Here is an 18,079-nt window from a genome sequence, read left to right on the forward strand (position 1 = left end):
CAAGGAGGAAATTGCGCTCATGAGTGAATATGACTACGCGGTTGTCAATGACGAAGTACCTCTAGCTGCTGAACGTGTTCGCCGTATCATTGAGGCTGAGCATTTTCGTGTAGAGCGGGTGATTGGTCGTTACGCTGACATGGCTCGAGCGCTCCCTGTTCAAGTTAAATAACTTATCAAGCAAATAGAAACGAGAAATACTACCATGATGTTAAAACCGTCAATTGACACCCTTTTGGACCGTGTTCCTTCAAAATACTCTTTAGTTATTCTGGAAGCTAAACGAGCTCATGAACTGGAAGCTGGTGCAACACCAACTCAATCTTTCAAGTCTGTGAAGTCCACTCTGCGTGCCCTCGAAGAAATCGAATCTGGGAATGTTGTGATTCATCCAGATCCAGAAGCTAAGCGTGAATCTGTTCGTCGTCGCGCTGAGCAAGAGCGTCTCCGCCGAGAAGAAGAAGAACGTAAGATTAAAGAACAAATAGCTAAAGAAAAAGAAGACGGCGAAAAAATTTAAGAATACAATCGAGAGGGAGGATGACCGCCCTCTCGTTTTAACTAGATAGGAAGGGAAAATGGTTGAGATTATGATTGCAAAGCTAGTCGTTGATGTACCACTCATGCAGACGGACCAGCCCTATTCTTATAGAGTACCTGAAGAGTTTGAAGCAGCCTTAGCCCCTGGCATGCGGGTCCATGTTCCCTTCGGGAAAGCTAATCGTCTAGTTCAAGGAATTGTTTTGAGCGTTGAACATACGAAGGAAACAGAAGAACTTAAAGACATTGTGGAAATCCTTGATGTGCGTCCTGTTCTTAACACAGAACAGTTGGTCTTGGCAGACCAGATGCGTGAGACGGTTTTTTCCTATAAGATTTCCATTTTGAAAGCTATGTTGCCTAATCTGCTTAATTCCTCTTATGATAAATTTTTACGTCCGACCGATCGCTTGACAGCTGAGGAGCGGATGGAACTTTTTGGCGCAGCTGACCAAGTACGTTTTACAGATCTGAACCCTTCCACCCAAGCTAAAGTTTTGCGCTTAGCCCAAGCTGAAAAAATTCTGGTCGAATACATGGCAACAGATAAGCAGACTATAAAGACTGAGGCTTGGTATGAAGTTAATGAAGGAGCTCTTTTACGATATAATCCAGGTAATCGTGCCAAGAAACGCCAAGAACTAAAAGCATTTTTAGTGGCTCACCCTGAACCAGGGAAATTAGTAGAATTAAGGCAAACTTATTCGGCTTCTGTGGTTAAATATTTCAGAGAAAATGGCTTAATCTCTGAAAGTCAAAAAGAAGTTAGTCGAAGTCAGGCCTATTTTGAGAATGTCTCAAAAGAACAGCCTCTACGCTTGAATGCTGAACAAGCCCAGGCAGTTGAGGCGATAACAGCAAGCATAGGAGAGTCAGCAAAAACCTTCTTACTTCAAGGGATTACAGGTTCGGGCAAAACAGAAGTCTATCTCCAAGTGATTGAGCAGGTCTTGCAAAAAGGGAAGACTGCTATCATGCTAGTCCCTGAAATTTCTTTAACACCTCAAGTCACCCAACGCTTTATCAGCCGCTTTGGGAAACAAGTTGCTATCTTACATTCAGGCCTTTCAGATGGTGAGAAATATGATGAATGGCGTAAGATTGAAGCTGGGCAAGCCAAGGTCGTTGTTGGGGCACGGTCAGCTATCTTTGCTCCCTTGCATCATATCGGAGCTATTATCATTGATGAAGAGCATGAATCTTCCTATAAACAGGATAGTCACCCTCGTTACCACGCTCGTGATGTCGCCTTATTGCGAGCCAAGTATAATCAGGCTAGTTTGGTACTAGGCTCTGCAACACCAAGTCTTGAGACACGAGCTCGAGCCAGTAAAGGCGTTTATCAACGTTTGGTTCTTAGTCGCCGAGCTAATCCTCTGGCGCAGGTGCCTGCTGTTCAAGTTGTTGATTTCAGGGATTATATTGGTGATACGGAAGGCGGGAATTTCACCTCTTACCTTTTGGACAAAATTCAGGAAAAGCTTAGCCGTAAGGAGCAGGTTGTTCTCTTGTTGAACCGCAGGGGGTATTCCAGTTTTGTGATGTGTCGTGATTGTGGTACTGTAGACCAATGCCCCAATTGTGATATTTCCTTGACGTTGCACATGGATACTAAACGGATGCACTGCCACTATTGTGGTTTTACCAAAGCTATTCCTAATACTTGCCCAAATTGCCAAAGCAAGTCTATTCGATACTACGGAACAGGAACGCAAAAGGCCGTTGATGAATTGCAAGAATTGCTTCCCCAAGCTCGCATTTTACGAATGGATGTTGATACAACCCGAGGCAAGGGAGCTCATGAAAAGTTACTAGATGCCTTTGGCCGGCAAGAAGCCGATATTTTATTGGGAACTCAAATGATTGCAAAGGGTTTGGACTTTCCTAATGTAACTCTGGTGGGCGTGTTAAACGCCGATACGGCCTTGCATCTTCCTGATTTTAGAGCTTCGGAGCGAACCTTTCAGTTACTAACGCAGGTCGCTGGACGAGCTGGACGAGCGGATAAAGCTGGAGAAGTTGTTATTCAGACCTATAATCCAGACCATTATGCTATTCGCTTTGCTAACGAGCAAGATTATGAAGGCTTTTATGCCTATGAGATGAAAGTTCGCCACCAACTCTTATATCCACCTTATGTCTACACAGTAGCCATTACCCTCTCTCATCGAGAAGAAACCTTTGTTGTTAAACAAGCTTATGAGGTCATGAGCCTTTTAAGGGCACAGCTCTCTGATCAGGTTGTTATTCTGGGCCCCACACCTAAACCGATTGCTCGGACCCATAACCTCTTTCATTATCAGATTATAGTCAAATACCGTTTTGAGGAGCAACTGAGTCACGTGATGAATCGTATTTTAGATTTTAGCCAGGAGCGAGACAATAAGGACCTTAAACTCAGTATCGACCATGAACCTCAGCATGTCATGTAAGCAAAGACCAGTCCAGTTTAAGGAAAACTGCCTGGTTTTTTGCTATAATAGGAAATAGTAAAAATTAGGAGTAGAAAGAACTCTTAGCAACTAACGAGAGGCCCTCCTTCTCCTTTTATTGGAGCAGAAATTGAGACAGTCGCTTCGGAGTAGGCCAGTCACTGTATGGTTCTATTTTTACCCGCATGCAGTGGTATAGGAGACTATTGGAACTAGCAATGTTAGCTTTTTCCAGTTCCTATTTGAAGTCCTCTTTAAGAAACAATCCAAAAAAGCAAGGAGAAAAACTGATGAAACTAATCTTTATGGGAACACCGGAATTCTCTGCTAGAGTTCTAGAGGGCATTCTTGCCGATGACCAGTATGAGGTGGTTGCTGTTGTAACCCAGCCAGATCGCTTAGTGGGTCGCAAGCGGGAATTACGGATGACACCTATTAAAGAGTTAGCTATATCCCATCAATTACCTGTTTTTCAACCGGAAAAACTTTCAGGTAGTCCAGAACTTGAGACACTAATGAGCTTGGATGCTGATGGGATTGTGACAGCTGCTTTTGGCCAATTTCTACCAGAAAAGCTCTTAAAGGCCTTTGATTTTGCTGTGAATGTCCATGCCTCCCTCTTGCCTAAATATCGAGGAGGGGCCCCTATCCATTACGCTTTAATAAATGGAGACGAAGAAGCTGGTGTTACCTTGATGGAAATGGTTAAGCAAATGGATGCCGGGGACATGATTGCCAGCAAATCCATAGCGATTTCAGACGAAGATACTGTCGGCACTCTCTTTGAAAAATTAGCTTTACTTGGTCGTGATCTTCTGCTAGATAATCTTCCTGCCTATGCTGATGGAAGCCTCACACCAATCCCTCAAGATCCGTCACAAGTAACATATTCACCAAATATCACGCCTGAAGAGGAACGCTTAGATTGGCACAAGACCAATCGTCAACTCTTCAATCAAATACGGGGCATGAACCCTTGGCCAGTTGCTCATACTTTTTGGTCAGGGGCAAGATTTAAAGTATATGAAGCCTGGCCGGTTGAGGGGCATGGTCAGCCAGGACAGGTCATTTCAAAAACGAAAACGGAATTAATCGTAGCGACAGGCCAGGGGGGCTTACGTCTCGACCGTGTACAGCCAGCTGGAAAGCCCCAGATGGCTATCAAGGACTTTCTCAATGGTGTTGGTCGTACCATAGAAGTAGGTGATTATTTTGGTTAAAAGCTGGCAACATTCTGCAAGGGGAACAGCGCTTCTAGTTTTGGGAGCGGTGTTTGATGAGGAAGCTTATTCAAATCTAGCTTTGAACAAAACCCTGTCAGGAAGTGTTTTGACTAAGCAAGACAAAGCCCTAGTTACAGAATTGGTTTATGGAACATTAGCTCGAAAAATAACGCTAGAATGGTATTTAGCCCATTACATTGAAGATAGAGATAAACTAGATAGTTGGGTTTACCACTTACTGCTAGTTAGTCTTTACCAACTAATCTATCTAGATCGCTTACCTGCCCATGCTGTGGTCAACGAGGCCGTTCAGCTCGCGAAAGCTAAAAGAACACATGCCGAAAGGTATGTCAATGCTATTCTCAGAAAGGTTGTGAGATCTTCCTTGCCAGATATCCAGAGCATCCAGCGCCTCAATAAACGGTATTCTATCCAGTACTCTCTGCCGGTTTGGCTGATTAAGGTTTTAATCGAAGACTATGGTGAAAAAAGAGCTCTTGCCATCTTTGAAAGTCTAGCCCAAAGAAATAAGGCTAGTGTACGGGTAACACGACCTGACCAGTTACGTGAGATAGCAGAAGCAACCGGTAGTGAGCAGTCGCTGCTTTCTCCAGTTGGCTTAACCAAAAACAGCGGTCACTTTGCGTCTAGCGACTACTTCAAAGAAGGTTTGATAACCATTCAAGATGAGACGAGTCAATTAGTGGCTCCGGTTATGGGGCTTGAAGGGCATGAGCGAGTTCTTGATGCCTGTGCTGCTCCAGGTGGTAAAACGGTCCACCTGGCATCCTATCTGACAAGCGGTCAAATTACTGCTTTGGACCTTTATGAGCATAAGTTAGCATTGATTCGAGAAAACGCCTTGCGATTAGGGGTATCTGAGAAAATTGAAACCAAACAATGGGACGCCAGAAAAGCCCACGACCTGTTCGGTGCTGATCATTTTGATAAGATATTAGTTGATGCCCCTTGTTCAGGCATTGGATTAATTCGTAGGAAACCTGATATGCGATACAAAAAAGAACTAAGTGATTTCCAAAGTCTCCAAAAAATCCAATTAGAGATTCTGGATAGCGTTTGTCAAACTGTTAAAAAAGGTGGTATAATAACCTATAGTACGTGTACGATTGTCCATCACGAAAATTTCCAGGTCATCCAGCAATTCTTAGCATCACATCCTGAGTTTGAACAGGTCATGTTAGAGCATCCACAAAGGGATATTATGGTGGATGGCTTCCTATTGGTGACACCTGAGCTCTATATGACAGATGGTTTTTTTATCGCACAAGTGAGACGAAAATTTTAAAAGTGGGAAGGAAACTTACCAAGAATGCAAATTTCATTATTAACCAATGTTGGACAAAAAAGATCCAACAACCAAGACTATGTCAATGTCTACACCAACAAACAGGGAATCCAATTAATCGTGCTTGCTGATGGTATGGGTGGGCATCGCGCTGGTAATATCGCTAGTGAATTGGCTGCGACTGAACTTGGAAGCCTTTGGGTCAAGACAGCTATCGTTGAGTTAAACGGTGTCAGGGAATGGTTTATGGAACACCTTGAAGGTGTTAACCGGACGATTCACGCCAAAGGGGAAGAAGAAGAGTTTCAAGGGATGGGAACAACGCTTGAAGCGGTTGTTATCATTGACCGTCAAATGATTTATGCCCACATTGGCGATTCAAGGATCAATTTGATTCGCGGCGAAGAATTGCATACCTTGACGAGTGACCATTCCTTAGTGAATGCTCTTTTAAAGGCAGGTCAATTAACGCCTGAAGAAGCCCAGGAACATCCTCAAAAGAACATCATCACCCAATCTATTGGTCAAAAAGAGCCTGTAGAGCCTGATATTGCCATTCAAGTTCTAGAACCAGGGGATTACATTGTTATCAACAGTGATGGGCTCACCAATATGATTTCAAATCAGGATATTTATGATATCATGGTCAGCGATGTCTCTTTGGATGATAAGGCAGAAACCTTGATACGCTTTGCTAATAATGCAGGAGGTTTGGATAATATAACAGTAGCACTTGTCCATATCGACAGGGAGGACGACTAATGATCCAAATCGGAAAAATATTCGCTGGGCGGTATAAGGTTCTTGACCAAATAGGCCGCGGGGGTATGGCGGATGTTTACCTGGCAAGGGATCTTATTCTTGATGGCGAAGAAGTTGCCGTTAAGGTCCTAAGAACCAATTACCAAACAGACCAGGTAGCCATCCAGCGTTTTCAAAGAGAAGCGCGTGCTATGGCAGACCTCGATCATCCTAATATTGTTCGTATCAGTGATATTGGTGAAGAAGATGGTCAACAATATTTGGCCATGGAGTATGTCGATGCGCTAGATTTGAAAAAGTATATCTTGGACAAGGCTCCGTTTACAAATGAAGAAGCTGTCCGGGTCATGGCTCAAATTCTTCTAGCAATGCGCTTGGCCCATCAGCAAGGGATTGTTCACCGGGATATTAAGCCACAGAATGTCCTCTTAACTAAGGATGGAACGGCTAAGGTTACTGACTTCGGTATTGCGGTTGCTTTTGCTGAGACCAGTCTGACTCAGACCAATTCGATGCTTGGATCTGTCCACTACCTTTCTCCAGAACAGGCGCGTGGTTCGAAGGCAACCGTCCAAAGTGATATCTATGCTATGGGGATTGTGCTCTATGAGATGTTGACGGGACATATTCCTTATGATGGGGATTCAGCAGTCACGATTGCCCTTCAGCATTTCCAAAAACCACTGCCATCTATTATCGCTGAAAATCCAAATGTGCCTCAGGCGCTGGAAAATGTGGTCATCAAAGCGACAGCCAAAAAATTATCGGACCGTTATCAAACAGTTGAGGACATGTATACGGATCTAGTGACCTGCCTATCACCAAGACATCAGTTAGATCGAAAGTTGGTTTTTACAGATAACAAAGTCGATAGCAAGGTGCTACCTAGAGTTTCGCCCGTTACACAAGAATATATCCCAACGAATGAGGCGCAAGCTATTCATGATAATGACTCTTACGAGTCCAATGAGCAACCTCCCGTAAAACCAAGAAGACGGCTACGGGTAAGGTTTAAACTCTTGTTTGGAGCAATCATTTTAACCTTACTTGCCTTGCTTGCAATCTTTCTGACTAGCCCGAAAACGGTAACAGTCCCTGATGTTTCGGGACAATCTTTAGAGGCTGCGCAGGAAGCCATTGTTGCTGCTGGTCTTAGAGTTGACCAGGTCCGGGAGGAATCGAGTGACACTGTTCCAGAAGGGATAGTCATCTCTACTGACCCTGCTGGTGGGACCAGCAAACGTAAGAATTCTAGTGTTAAAATCATTGCCTCAAAAGGGGATCGTGATTTTGTAGTAGAAGACTATGTTGGTCAGGCCTATAGTGATGTTGTCAATTCCCTATTTGAATTTGGAGTAGATGAAGCTTATATCACCATTGAAGAAGTTGAAAGTACTGACTATCAGGTTGGAACAATCATTGAACAGTCCTTAAAGGCTGGAACTCTCTATGATCTTGATAAACCCAAGCGCATTACCTTTAAGGTTGCTAAAGCACAGTCTACCGTGATGATGCCTAACCTTACTGGTTTGACATACAAACAAGCTGTTAATGTTCTGGTTGGTCTTGGGATTAAATCAGAACAAATCACCACTGCCCCAGAGCAAATTAGTGCAACAGCTGTGGTTGAATCGCAAAGTATTTACGCATTTACCGAAATTTACCCAAGCGAGATAGAAGTCATTCTCTATTTTTCGGTAGAAGAAACTGAAACGTCAGAAACACCATCATCATCTGCCAGACCATCATCTTCAGCAACGGAAGAATTGTCATCTAGTCAGGGAACAGATTCGACCGATGAAGAAGAAACGGTCTTAGAAGAATAAAATAAGGGATACAACGAGACTTAGCTTTACTTGCTCGCTAAAAAAGGAAACAGGAAGAACTCAAAAAAATGACAGTTCTTCCTGTTTTTAATAAGAAAATCTTGAACCTTCTAAAGTCTGTTGTTTCGGATTCACTAGGTGAAAAGCAGGTTTTCTATAAATACGACTGGTTTGCATATCTATAAAGGAGGTTCAAGTTGTGAAAAAAGTGGAGATAATCCTAATTTCCACCCCTAGACGGATTCAAAATCCTTATTTTTTGGTAAAATAAGGATATTAGAAAACAGGGAATAGAATGAAAAAGATACAATTATTTTTAACCATCGAAGCTATTTTGTTAACAATAGCCTTACTTGACATCATGTCTACGGACTTTCCACGCTTTGTTTTGCTTCTTTTTTTACTGATCTTAGGGATTCGTTTCTATCTCGGTAATGATTCAGGGAACCTGCTCTTAACTGGGGCAGCCCTCTTTCTCTTTTTTACTGTAATGGCCAATCCTTATGTCATCTTAGCGGTTATCTTTGGCGTTATCTATATGATGCTTAACTCTTTTTCGCGGATGCAAAAGAGAGAAAATTATCAGTTTATCCAAATTGATCAAGCTCCCAGGCGTGTAAAAAGAGAGAGAATGCAGTGGTTCGGGAATCAGGACAATTTTAGTGGAAGCACTGTTTATCCTTTTGATGATGTCAACATTGTACGAGTCTTTGGCAATGATATCATTGACTTGACAGAGGTTGCATTGGCGGGAATGGACAATGTCATTGTGATTCGTAAAACATTTGGAACAACGAGGATTATTGTACCTGTTGGGGTTGAGGTGGATTTAACAGCATCAGCTGTCTATGGTCACCTTGAATTTTTGGATTTGGTTGGTTCTGATTTGCGTAATGAATCTGTTAAATTTCAAAGCCATGATTTTTTAAATGCTCAGAAAAAAGTTAAGATTGTCTGCAATACATTGTTTGGCGATATTGAGGTGAGTCGTCAATGAGAAAATCAGAAGTCTTCTTAATATTTATCTATTCTGGCTTGGTTGTCTTAATGATAGCGACAACCTTGATGTCTTTATTTAATATTGATTTGTTAAATTATGTCGACAACTGGCTCTTTATATCCCGACTGGTCTTGATTTTGGGGTTGTTTAGCTTGTCATTAGCCATTCTCGTTCTAGTCTTGCTTCAAATTGCAACACTTAATACGCGGTATCAGCTCAATAGGCAACTCAAACGGATATTAAACAATCAACCCTTGCGCAAGCAGGCTGACGACGAGTATAGTTTGGTTCTCCAGCGCCTTTCTAACAAAATGAATGAGGTCACGCAAACCCTACAGCAGATTGAAAATGGGGAATTGGAAAATCGTGAAACCATTGTTGAAGAAGAGAGAAAACGGGTAGCGCGAGATTTACATGATACCGTCAGCCAGGAATTGTTTGCAGCAAGCATGGTCTTATCTGGTCTTTCAGGGCAGTTAGCGACCCTAAAAACAGAGCAAATCAGCCAGCAACTTCAGACCGTCAGCGGTATTTTGGATTCTGCCCAGAAAGAATTACGTATCTTGCTTTTGCACCTAAGGCCTCTAGAATTAGAAGGAAAAACTCTGGTAGATGGGTTTCAGCTCATTCTGCAAGAAGTTCGTGATAAAAGTGACATCAAAGTTGTTTTTAATCATGATGACATTAATGTTCCCAAAACAATTGAGGCTCATATCTTTCGGATTGCTCAAGAGTTTATCAACAATACCTTGAGACATGCCCAGGCCAAGAATCTGGCTGTCTATCTTTTTCAAAATGAGCATGAATTGCAATTGCGAATGACAGATGATGGTATTGGCTATGATCCTCAGGAGATTGGTGAAGTGAGCTATGGGCTAAAAAACATAAGAGAGCGCGTAGCAGATATGGCTGGCACAGTAAGAGTAACCACAGCTTCTCGAAAAGGAGTGGCTATGGATATTAGAGTTCCCCTCATAACAAGGAGTGAAAATGGACAAGACAACAGTGATATTAGTTGATGACCATCAGATGGTTCGTCTGGGATTAAAAAGTTATCTGGATTTGCAAAATGACGTTGAGGTGATTGCAGAGGCTGATAATGGGAGAGAAGGTGTTGACAAAGCACTAGCCCTAAGGCCAGATGTCATCATTATGGACTTAGTGATGCCCGAGATGACAGGAAGTGAAGCGACTTTAGCCATTTTAAAAGAGTGGCCAGAGGCGAAGATTTTAGTTTTAACATCTTATCTTGATAACGCCAAGATTTATCCAGTGCTTGAAGCAGGAGCAAAAGGCTATATGCTTAAAACCTCAAGCGCTGATGAAATCCTAAACGCTATTCGTAAGGTGGCGGTAGGTGAAGTTGCCATCGAAACAGAAGTGGATAAAAAAGTACAAGACATCAACGTCAATGCTCCGCTTCATCATCAATTGACCGCTCGTGAGCGAGATATTCTGGCCCTTTTAGCTAAAGGCTATGAAAACCAGAGGATTGCTGATGAGAGTTTTATTTCCCTAAAAACAGTCAAGACCCATGTTTCTAATATTCTTGCTAAACTGAATGTTTCCGATAGAACGCAAGCTGTCGTCTATGCTTTTGAACATGGACTAGTAGAAGACGATAATTAAAAATCATGGTATAATAGACCTATGGATGTTAAATTAAAGTACAAAGCTAAAAAAATTAAAGCAGTATTTTTTGATATTGATGATACCCTGCGTGTCAAATCGACAGAGTACATTCCACCATCAATCAAAAACGTTTTTACCCAGTTAAAAGAGAAAGGTATCCTTACAGGGATTGCATCAGGTCGAGCTTTCTACGGGGTTGTTCCTGAGATTCGCGACCTAAAGCCAGACTATTTTGTCACCATCAATGGTGCTTATGTTAAGACAGCTAAGGATCAAGAGGTTTATAGCCAACCCATCGCTCCTGACTTAGTACAGGCCTATGTCGATTGGACCAAGTCTGTCGGCATTGATTATGGTTTTGTCGGTAAAGATCGTGCAGTTGTTTCAAGCGATAATGAGCTGATTGACAATGCCATTGTTCCTATTTATGGAAAGTTAGCTGCTGAGCCCGATTTTCACCTGACCAATGATGTCTATCAAATGTGGACCTTTGAGGATGTCGGAGATAGTTTAGTTTTCCCAGAAGCATTCAATAAAGATTTACGCTTGGTCCGTTGGCACCCCAACTCTTCAGATGTCGTCTTGACTGAGACTTCAAAAGCTGTTGGCGTTGCTAAGGTCGCTGAAAAAGAAGGGTTAAAACCTGAGAATATTATGGTCTTTGGCGATGAGCTCAATGATTTAGAAGTATTTGACTATGCCGGGCTAGGCATTGCTATGGGAGTGTCTCATCCAGACCTACAGGCAAGAGCAGATTTTATCACAAAAACAGTAGAAGAAGATGGCATTCAGTATGCCTTGGAGGAATTAGGAATGATTGACAAACAATTGACGTTTCCACAAGTAAACTTAGACACCGTAACAGGACCCGTTGCGACGATCAAAACGAATTATGGAGACCTAACCATCAAGCTCTTCCCTGATCAAGCCCCTAAAACAGTGGCTAACTTTGTTGGTCTAGCAAAAGAAGGCTATTACGATGGTGTCATTTTCCACCGTATCATCAAGGACTTCATGATTCAAGGTGGAGATCCCACTGGTACAGGGATGGGCGGACAGTCTATCTATGGTGCTGAGTTTGAAGATGAGTTTTCAGAAGAACTCTACAATATTCGCGGGGCCCTTTCCATGGCCAACGCTGGCCCAAATACCAATGGTAGCCAGTTCTTCATCGTTCAAAATGATAGTCTAGCATATTCGGCTAAAGAACTCGTTCGCGGAGGCTGGCCACAAGAAATCGCAGCAGTTTATGCGACAGAAGGTGGGACACCGCATTTGGATCGTCGCCATACCGTTTTTGGCCAATTAGCCAATGTAGAATCTTATGCTGTTCTTGATAAGATTGCCTCCGTTGAAACTGGATTTCAGGATAAACCTGTTAATGATGTCATCATTGAAACAATCGAGGTTGTAGATTGATGAAAACAGGTGACAAGCTAAGGGGGATTGTAACAGGCGTACAACCCTATGGCGTTTTTGTTAGCTTGGGGGATGGCGCTGTTGGTTTAGTTCATATCTCAGAATTAAAAACAGGTTTTGTTGAAAATATATACAAAGTCCTTGAAATCGGTCAGGAAGTTCAAGTTCAGGTTATTGATGTAGATGAATACTCTGGAAAGGCTAGTTTCTCCATCCGTAGTCTGGAAGAAGAAAAGCAAAAACCTCCTCGCAAGCATCGTTTTTCAAGCAATAAGCGTAAATATGGTTTTGAACCACTCGCTCAAGCGATGCCAAAATGGATTGATGAAGGCTTTGACTATTTAACTCAAAAAGAAACTCCATGACACAAATCATGGAGTTTCTTTCTTGGTTTATAGGATAGTATTGGTGCTGGCTAAATGAGTATCAAATGTGATCTTGGAATACAGAAAGTAGTTTAGGCAGTCTCTTTTGAGTCCGTACTCTTATCCATCCGGCAATTATCAGCTAACCACCGTTAGTCAAAGTTATAAAGAGCAGTTGAAAGGTAGCGTTCCCCATTATCTGGGGCTAAGACAAGTACTTTTTTACCTGCACCTAGTTCTTTTGCCAGTTCTATAGCAGCATAGACAGCTGCAGATGAAGAAATACCTAGTAGGAAACCTTCCTGACCACCGATAAGGCGTCCTGTTGCAATCGCATTATCTGATGAGACACGAATGATTCCATCATAGGATTCTGTGTCTAGGGTATTTGGGATAAATCCTGCAGAAATACCTTGAATTTTGTGAGGTCCAGGTTTTTCACCTGACAAGACAGCGGACTCATCTGCTTCGACCGCATAGATTTTCACATTTGGATTAGCATTTTTTAGAACATGTGAGACACCAGAAATAGTTCCGCCAGTACCTACTCCAGAGACAAAGGCATCCAGTCCAGTTTCTCCAAAAGCTTCGAGGATTTCAGGACCAGTTGTTTTCTCGTGAATTTCAGGGTTTGCAGGGTTTTCAAATTGTTGAGGAACAAACCCTCCCCGTTCTTCAGCGATTTCTTGGGCTTTGGCAATGGCGCCTTTCATACCCTCAGTTCCTGGAGTTAAGACAAGTTCTGCTCCATAAGCTTGAATGATTTTACGGCGTTCGATAGACATGGTATCAGGCATGACGATAACGACTTTGTAGCCAAGTGCAGCACCTACCCATGCTAGTCCAATACCAGTGTTACCAGAAGTAGGCTCTACAATAGTATCGCCTGGCTTAATAGCACCACGATTTTCAGCATCTTTAATCATATTTAGGGCAATCCTATCCTTAACAGAAGAACCAGGGTTGAAAGCCTCTAATTTGATGTAAACATCCGCTGCACCATTAGGGACAATTTGATTTAGTTTAACAATGGGTGTATGGCCGACTAATTCGGTAATGTTTTGATAAATGGTCATTAGAATCTCCTCATTATATTTCTTATTATCTAGTATAATGACAGGAGAGGCCTTTGTAAAATATAAAAAAGCTATCAAGATGATAGCCTTTCTATATCAGAGGAACTTCGATTTCTTGAAGTCTTGATTTTTCAATGAACGCTTTTCCTTGGAAAAACTCTGTTAAATCTTCTAAGATAGCTTGAGTCTCTTCTTTATTCACGAAAATCTCAGTCTCAACATCCGTTGTGAATAGGGGATTGACTTCGTTAAGGGAATGGTTTTTGAGGTAGGTCGAAAAATCTTGATATTGAGCATACGTTAAACGGAGGCGAATCCCCTGTTGTTCCTTGATTTCAATTCGTCCGATGGTTTGTACAGCTTGAGACACACTGCTGGCGTAAGCCCTAATAAGCCCCCCTGCTCCCAACTTGGTCCCTCCAAAATAACGTGTCACGACAGCGACCACATTTGTCAGCTCCAAGTTTTCTAAAACGCTCAACATTGGGACGCCCGCAGTACCACTTGGTTCACCATCGTCACTCGTTCGCTTAATCTCACTTTTTTCCCCTATAATAAAAGCAGAACAGTTATGGTTGGCTTTATAGTGCTCTTTTCTGATTTGCATTATAAAATCTCGGGCGTCCTCTTCTGTTTCGACGCGTTTCAGATGACAGATGAAGCGTGATTTTTTTATCATTTGTTCATCCAGTCCGTCTTTTGCTATTGTTTTATATTCCATAGGAAGATTGTATCAAGAAACCCTCTTTTTTTCAAAAGGAATGCGAATAAAAAAGTATGGAAAAAATAGAGGACTACAAAGGACGTTTGCTGACAGAGGATCAAGTACCAGAGCATCTCTTAGCCCAAGCAATAAAGCTACCTGCTATTCTGGAGGAAAAAGGCAGGCAGCTATGTGGACGGTGCCGTGCAAGTATTGACTTGGAGAAGACGACTTTGCCAAATGGCGCCACCTATTGCAGAGAATGTTTACTGTTGGGACGCGTCCGTAGTGACCAGTTTTTATATTACTTTAAACAGGAGCCTTTTGAACCCCAAAGCCCATTATTATGGCAAGGAAAATTAACCCAGTGGCAACAGGAAATTTCTGATAGACTCAGAGAAAATAGACAACTTAAGAAGAATTCTCTAGTTTATGCTGTGACAGGAGCAGGTAAAACCGAGATGATTTATCAAGTGATTGTCGATACCATTGCTGAGGGAAAATCAGTATGCATAGCAACACCAAGGATTGATGTTTGCATCGAGCTTTATCGACGTTTGTCGCAAGATTTTGAGTGTCCCATCGCACTCTTGCACGGAGAATCTGATCCCTACTTTCGAACACCTCTTGTCATTGCAACTACTCACCAATTGCTGAAATTTTATCGAGCTTTTGATCTGCTGATTATTGATGAGGTTGATGCCTTTCCTTTTGTTGACAATGCTACCTTATACCAAGCTGTCGCTAATTGTTTGGCTGAAAAAGGGACTACGATTTATCTAACAGCAACTTCAACGGATGCTCTGGACCATCAGGTTAAAAAAGGGTACCTCACCTTATTACGCTTGCCGAGGCGTTTCCACGAAAACCCCTTGGTCGTCCCTAAGAAGATATGGCTCCATCAATTCAGGAAAAAACTTCAAAAAGGGCGTATTCCTACCAAATTCAAAAAAGATATTCAAAAACAACGGCAGACAAGATACCCATTATTGATTTTTGCTCCAGAAATTGATACAGGAAAAAAACTCTCAAAAATATTAGAAACCTATTTTCCTGAAGAAGAGATTGGATTTGTTTCTAGTCAAACCGAAGATCGATTGGCTATCGTAACACGTTTTCGAGATGGAACATTAACGATCTTAATATCGACAACCATTTTAGAGCGAGGGGTAACTTTTCCGGGAGTTGATGTTTTTGTAGTCGAAGCTAATCATCGGCTTTACACTAAGTCAAGTTTAGTTCAGATTGGTGGTCGGGTTGGGCGTAGTAAAGACAGGCCGACTGGGATCCTAAACTTCTATCACGATGGGACAAGCCGTTCCATTGAAAAAGCTATTGCTGAAATCAAACAGATGAATAAGGAGAGCGGTTTGATATGAAGTGTTTGCTTTGCCAACAGCCATTACAGGCTAAAATAAGTTTTAAAAACTTGATACAATTAGACTCAAAGCAGGAAACACTTTGCCAAGACTGCCTCAAAACTTTCAATCGGATAAGCGATACACACTGTCCCACTTGCTATAAAATAGACCAAGCTGATGCTTGCCTAGATTGTCAGATCTGGGGAAGACAACAATCACCCGTCCATCATTTTAGCCTTTATTCTTATAATCAAGCCATGAAACAGTATTTTAAAATGTATAAGTTCACAGGAGATTATCTGCTGAGAGCAGTTTTTGCAGAAGATATTCGAGTAGCCTTAAAACCTTATGAAAAAGAATACCAGCTGATACCCGTTCCAACAAGTCATGAAACCTTTAATTCAAGAGGCTTCAACCAAGTGATTGGAATGTTAGATGCAACAGGGTTAGCATATTCAGACCTTTTAATAAAAGAGCACACTGAAAAACAATCCCACAAAAACCGTGAGCTACGATTGCAAAGTTCACAAGTGTTTCATGTTAAAAAAGAAGAAGAACTCAAGCAAAAAGTTTTAATTGTGGATGATGTCTACACTACAGGAGCTACCATTCAAACCATAAAACAACTATTATTAGCAAAGGGGGTCAAAGAAGTTATCAGTTTCTCTTTAGCAAGATAAAGAAAACATTTGCTAAAAATACTCGAAAACGATATAATAATTATATAGAAAGCGCTAACGCGTAGAAAAGAGGAACATCTATGATTAAGTATAATATCCGTGGGGAGAATATCGAGGTTACTGAAGCAATTCGGGACTATGTAGAGCTGAAAGTTAGCAAGATTGAAAAATATTTTAGTGAAGATGTTGAGCTCAATGCAAAGGTCAACCTTAAAGTATACAAAGAGAAAACAGCAAAGGTTGAAGTAACAATCCCGCTTGGAAATGTTACATTGCGAGCAGAAGACGTTTCCCAAGACATGTATGGATCAATCGACTTAGTTGTTGATAAGATTGAGCGCCAGATTCGCAAGAATAAAACAAAGATTGAACGTCGTCATCGTGAAAAGGTTCCAACAGCCCATCTCTTTACTGAAGAATTGGTTGAGGAAGGTGGGCCAGAAGCAAAAATTGTTCGAACAAAGCAAGTTGATCTTAAACCGATGAGTGTTGAAGAAGCCCTTCTTCAAATGGAACTTGTTGGACATGACTTCTTCATCTTTACAGATGTGGAAACTAATGAGACCCATGTTCTTTACAAACGAGAAGACGGTAACGTTGGTCTCCTTGAAGCTAAATAGTATAGTATAGGATAATAAAGGTTAATACAAATGAGCTAATCTCAAGAGAGGTTAGCTTTATTGTTTATATCATATAATCGGTCAATAAATGACATAACAGTAGAAAGATAGCGGTTCAGCTGTTTTATTCGTGATTAAGGAGGCTTGGAGAAAAGGGCCATAAAAAAATCAAAAAAATTGTTACAAAAGTATGTCAATCGAAAATGAAAATGTCCCGCAAAATTAGGTCTTATTTGTGTCAAAACCACTGTTATTTTGTTGAGACATAGTTTATACTAGTATGTGGTTGGGTAAGATTTTCTTTCTCAGCCCGATATTGGTCGTAAGATTTCCCAATCTTACGCAGATAGTTTTTGAAAGATGCCAGTTTCCACGGGTGTGATTGTGGAGGGATGTACTGGTGTCTTTCTTTTTTGAGTTCTTGAGGGCGTTCAAATTCTGCTGAGTGTTTGTCATGTTCTACGAGCTCCTTGGTTTGATATATTTTATCAGCGATGTTGAGGTAGATGTTTCCATCCAAAGCTTGGATCACGAGGGCCTTTGTCCTGCGTGAAAAGTAGATGTCTTGTCCCTTTTCAACAGGCAGGAAAAATCGATTTTGGAAGCGAATATGGTGTCCAGCGTCAACGGTTCTCTCCGTTACCCGAGCCAGAATCAAGTTTCTCTGAGCAGGCTTAGGTGGCTCCTCAAAGACCGATAGCTTGGCCTTGCCGCCGAAGGTCTTGTTAAACCGTTTCATCCAGGTCTTGAGGTAGTGGTTAGCCTCTTCCAGAGTCACAATGCCCAGTCTAGCCAAATCGACCGGCAGACGGGATTGGAGGGTCTGATTGAGCCGTTCCACGCGTCCCTTAGCCTGGGGAATGGAGGAGGTCTTGATGTCAATGCCTAGCTGATGGCAGGCATAGCCAAATTGGGTAAAGGTGTCTTCCTCCAGCTTCTTAGACTGTCTAGACTGGTAGGTAAACACCGTCCGTTTGTCGGTCAGAAAGCGCGCAGGAATCCCCTCATTTTCCAGAATCTGGTCGAGAACCTGGTAGTAGCCGTTTAGGGTTTCTTGGTGGTCAAAGTAAGCCCCCACGACATCCCCAGAGGCGTCATCAATAGCCACATGAAGATGGGTCTCCAACTCTCCGA

Annotated in this window: 17 protein-coding genes and 1 pseudogene; 15 read left to right on the forward strand and 3 right to left on the reverse strand. The window is 42.0% G+C overall.

The genetic code is table 11. The annotated features are described in order from the left end of the window. From ACVRYP_RS10445 to ACVRYP_RS10500, 12 genes and pseudogenes are all read left to right on the forward strand, one after another. Positions 1 to 172: pseudogene (locus tag ACVRYP_RS10445) on the forward strand (guanylate kinase); the annotation flags it as partial. A gap of 33 nt (positions 173 to 205) precedes the next feature. After that, entirely contained in the window at positions 206 to 520 is a 315-nt protein-coding gene (rpoZ, locus tag ACVRYP_RS10450) for a DNA-directed RNA polymerase subunit omega (RefSeq protein ID WP_307122476.1), read from the forward strand. 67 nt (positions 521 to 587) lie between these two features. Beyond that, positions 588 to 2,972, forward strand: a complete 2,385-nt coding sequence (locus ACVRYP_RS10455) for a primosomal protein N' (RefSeq protein WP_447468660.1) — start codon at positions 588 to 590, stop codon at positions 2,970 to 2,972. 287 nt (positions 2,973 to 3,259) lie between these two features. Continuing rightward, positions 3,260 to 4,192, forward strand: coding sequence for a methionyl-tRNA formyltransferase (fmt, locus tag ACVRYP_RS10460; RefSeq protein ID WP_447468661.1), 933 nt, complete (start codon positions 3,260 to 3,262; stop codon positions 4,190 to 4,192). Then, complete coding sequence (gene rsmB, locus ACVRYP_RS10465; protein WP_447468649.1) at positions 4,185 to 5,501, forward strand: 16S rRNA (cytosine(967)-C(5))-methyltransferase RsmB; 1,317 nt, start codon at positions 4,185 to 4,187, stop codon at positions 5,499 to 5,501. Before fmt ends, rsmB begins: the two co-directional genes overlap by 8 nt. Positions 5,502 to 5,525: 24 nt before the next feature. Continuing rightward, a complete protein-coding gene (locus tag ACVRYP_RS10470; protein ID WP_447468650.1) occupies positions 5,526 to 6,263 on the forward strand; it encodes a Stp1/IreP family PP2C-type Ser/Thr phosphatase in 738 nt (245 codons plus the stop codon). After that, complete coding sequence (gene pknB, locus ACVRYP_RS10475; protein WP_447468651.1) at positions 6,263 to 8,089, forward strand: Stk1 family PASTA domain-containing Ser/Thr kinase; 1,827 nt, start codon at positions 6,263 to 6,265, stop codon at positions 8,087 to 8,089. The genes ACVRYP_RS10470 and pknB overlap by 1 nt, the downstream gene beginning before the upstream one ends. A 295-nt stretch (positions 8,090 to 8,384) precedes the next feature. Next, entirely contained in the window at positions 8,385 to 9,086 is a 702-nt protein-coding gene (liaF, locus tag ACVRYP_RS10480) for a cell wall-active antibiotics response protein LiaF (protein WP_447468652.1), read from the forward strand. Then, positions 9,083 to 10,108: an envelope stress sensor histidine kinase LiaS gene (locus ACVRYP_RS10485; RefSeq protein ID WP_447468653.1), complete on the forward strand. Its 1,026-nt coding sequence runs from the start codon at positions 9,083 to 9,085 to the stop codon at positions 10,106 to 10,108. The genes liaF and ACVRYP_RS10485 overlap by 4 nt, the downstream gene beginning before the upstream one ends. After that, positions 10,080 to 10,718 carry a response regulator transcription factor gene (locus ACVRYP_RS10490; RefSeq protein ID WP_370868710.1) on the forward strand — a complete coding sequence of 213 codons (639 nt, stop codon included), beginning with the start codon at positions 10,080 to 10,082 and terminating at the stop codon, positions 10,716 to 10,718. Before ACVRYP_RS10485 ends, ACVRYP_RS10490 begins: the two co-directional genes overlap by 29 nt. Positions 10,719 to 10,739: 21 nt before the next feature. Beyond that, positions 10,740 to 12,140 (forward strand): bifunctional Cof-type HAD-IIB family hydrolase/peptidylprolyl isomerase, encoded by a 1,401-nt coding sequence (locus ACVRYP_RS10495; RefSeq protein WP_447468654.1) that lies wholly within the window; start codon positions 10,740 to 10,742, stop codon positions 12,138 to 12,140. After that, the gene (locus tag ACVRYP_RS10500; RefSeq protein ID WP_447468662.1) at positions 12,140 to 12,505 is read left to right on the forward strand and encodes a S1 RNA-binding domain-containing protein; all 366 of its coding nucleotides are present in this window, start codon (positions 12,140 to 12,142) and stop codon (positions 12,503 to 12,505) included. Before ACVRYP_RS10495 ends, ACVRYP_RS10500 begins: the two co-directional genes overlap by 1 nt. Positions 12,506 to 12,657: 152 nt before the next feature. On the opposite strand, the gene cysK is transcribed toward ACVRYP_RS10500, so the two are convergent. After that, a complete protein-coding gene (gene cysK / locus ACVRYP_RS10505) occupies positions 12,658 to 13,581 on the reverse strand; it encodes a cysteine synthase A (protein ID WP_447468655.1) in 924 nt (307 codons plus the stop codon). A 91-nt stretch (positions 13,582 to 13,672) separates the two neighbouring features. Continuing rightward, on the reverse strand, positions 13,673 to 14,302 hold the full coding sequence (locus tag ACVRYP_RS10510; RefSeq protein ID WP_447468656.1) for a YigZ family protein: 630 nt from the start codon (positions 14,300 to 14,302) through the stop codon (positions 13,673 to 13,675). 56 nt (positions 14,303 to 14,358) lie between these two features. On the opposite strand from ACVRYP_RS10510, the gene ACVRYP_RS10515 reads away from it, so the two are divergent. The 3 genes from ACVRYP_RS10515 (at position 14,359) to hpf (ending at position 16,945) form a co-directional block, all read left to right on the forward strand. After that, entirely contained in the window at positions 14,359 to 15,663 is a 1,305-nt protein-coding gene (locus ACVRYP_RS10515) for an ATP-dependent helicase ComFA (RefSeq protein ID WP_447468657.1), read from the forward strand. Next, positions 15,660 to 16,325, forward strand: coding sequence for a ComF family protein (locus tag ACVRYP_RS10520; RefSeq protein WP_447468658.1), 666 nt, complete (start codon positions 15,660 to 15,662; stop codon positions 16,323 to 16,325). Before ACVRYP_RS10515 ends, ACVRYP_RS10520 begins: the two co-directional genes overlap by 4 nt. A gap of 80 nt (positions 16,326 to 16,405) precedes the next feature. Next, entirely contained in the window at positions 16,406 to 16,945 is a 540-nt protein-coding gene (gene hpf / locus ACVRYP_RS10525) for a ribosome hibernation-promoting factor, HPF/YfiA family (RefSeq protein WP_447468659.1), read from the forward strand. A 250-nt stretch (positions 16,946 to 17,195) separates the two neighbouring features. On the opposite strand, the gene ACVRYP_RS10530 is transcribed toward hpf, so the two are convergent. After that, the coding region (locus tag ACVRYP_RS10530) for a transposase family protein (protein WP_522732415.1) at positions 17,196 to 18,079 on the reverse strand (884 nt) is incomplete at its 5' end.

The sequence above is a fragment of the Streptococcus rifensis genome (assembly GCF_053203525.1).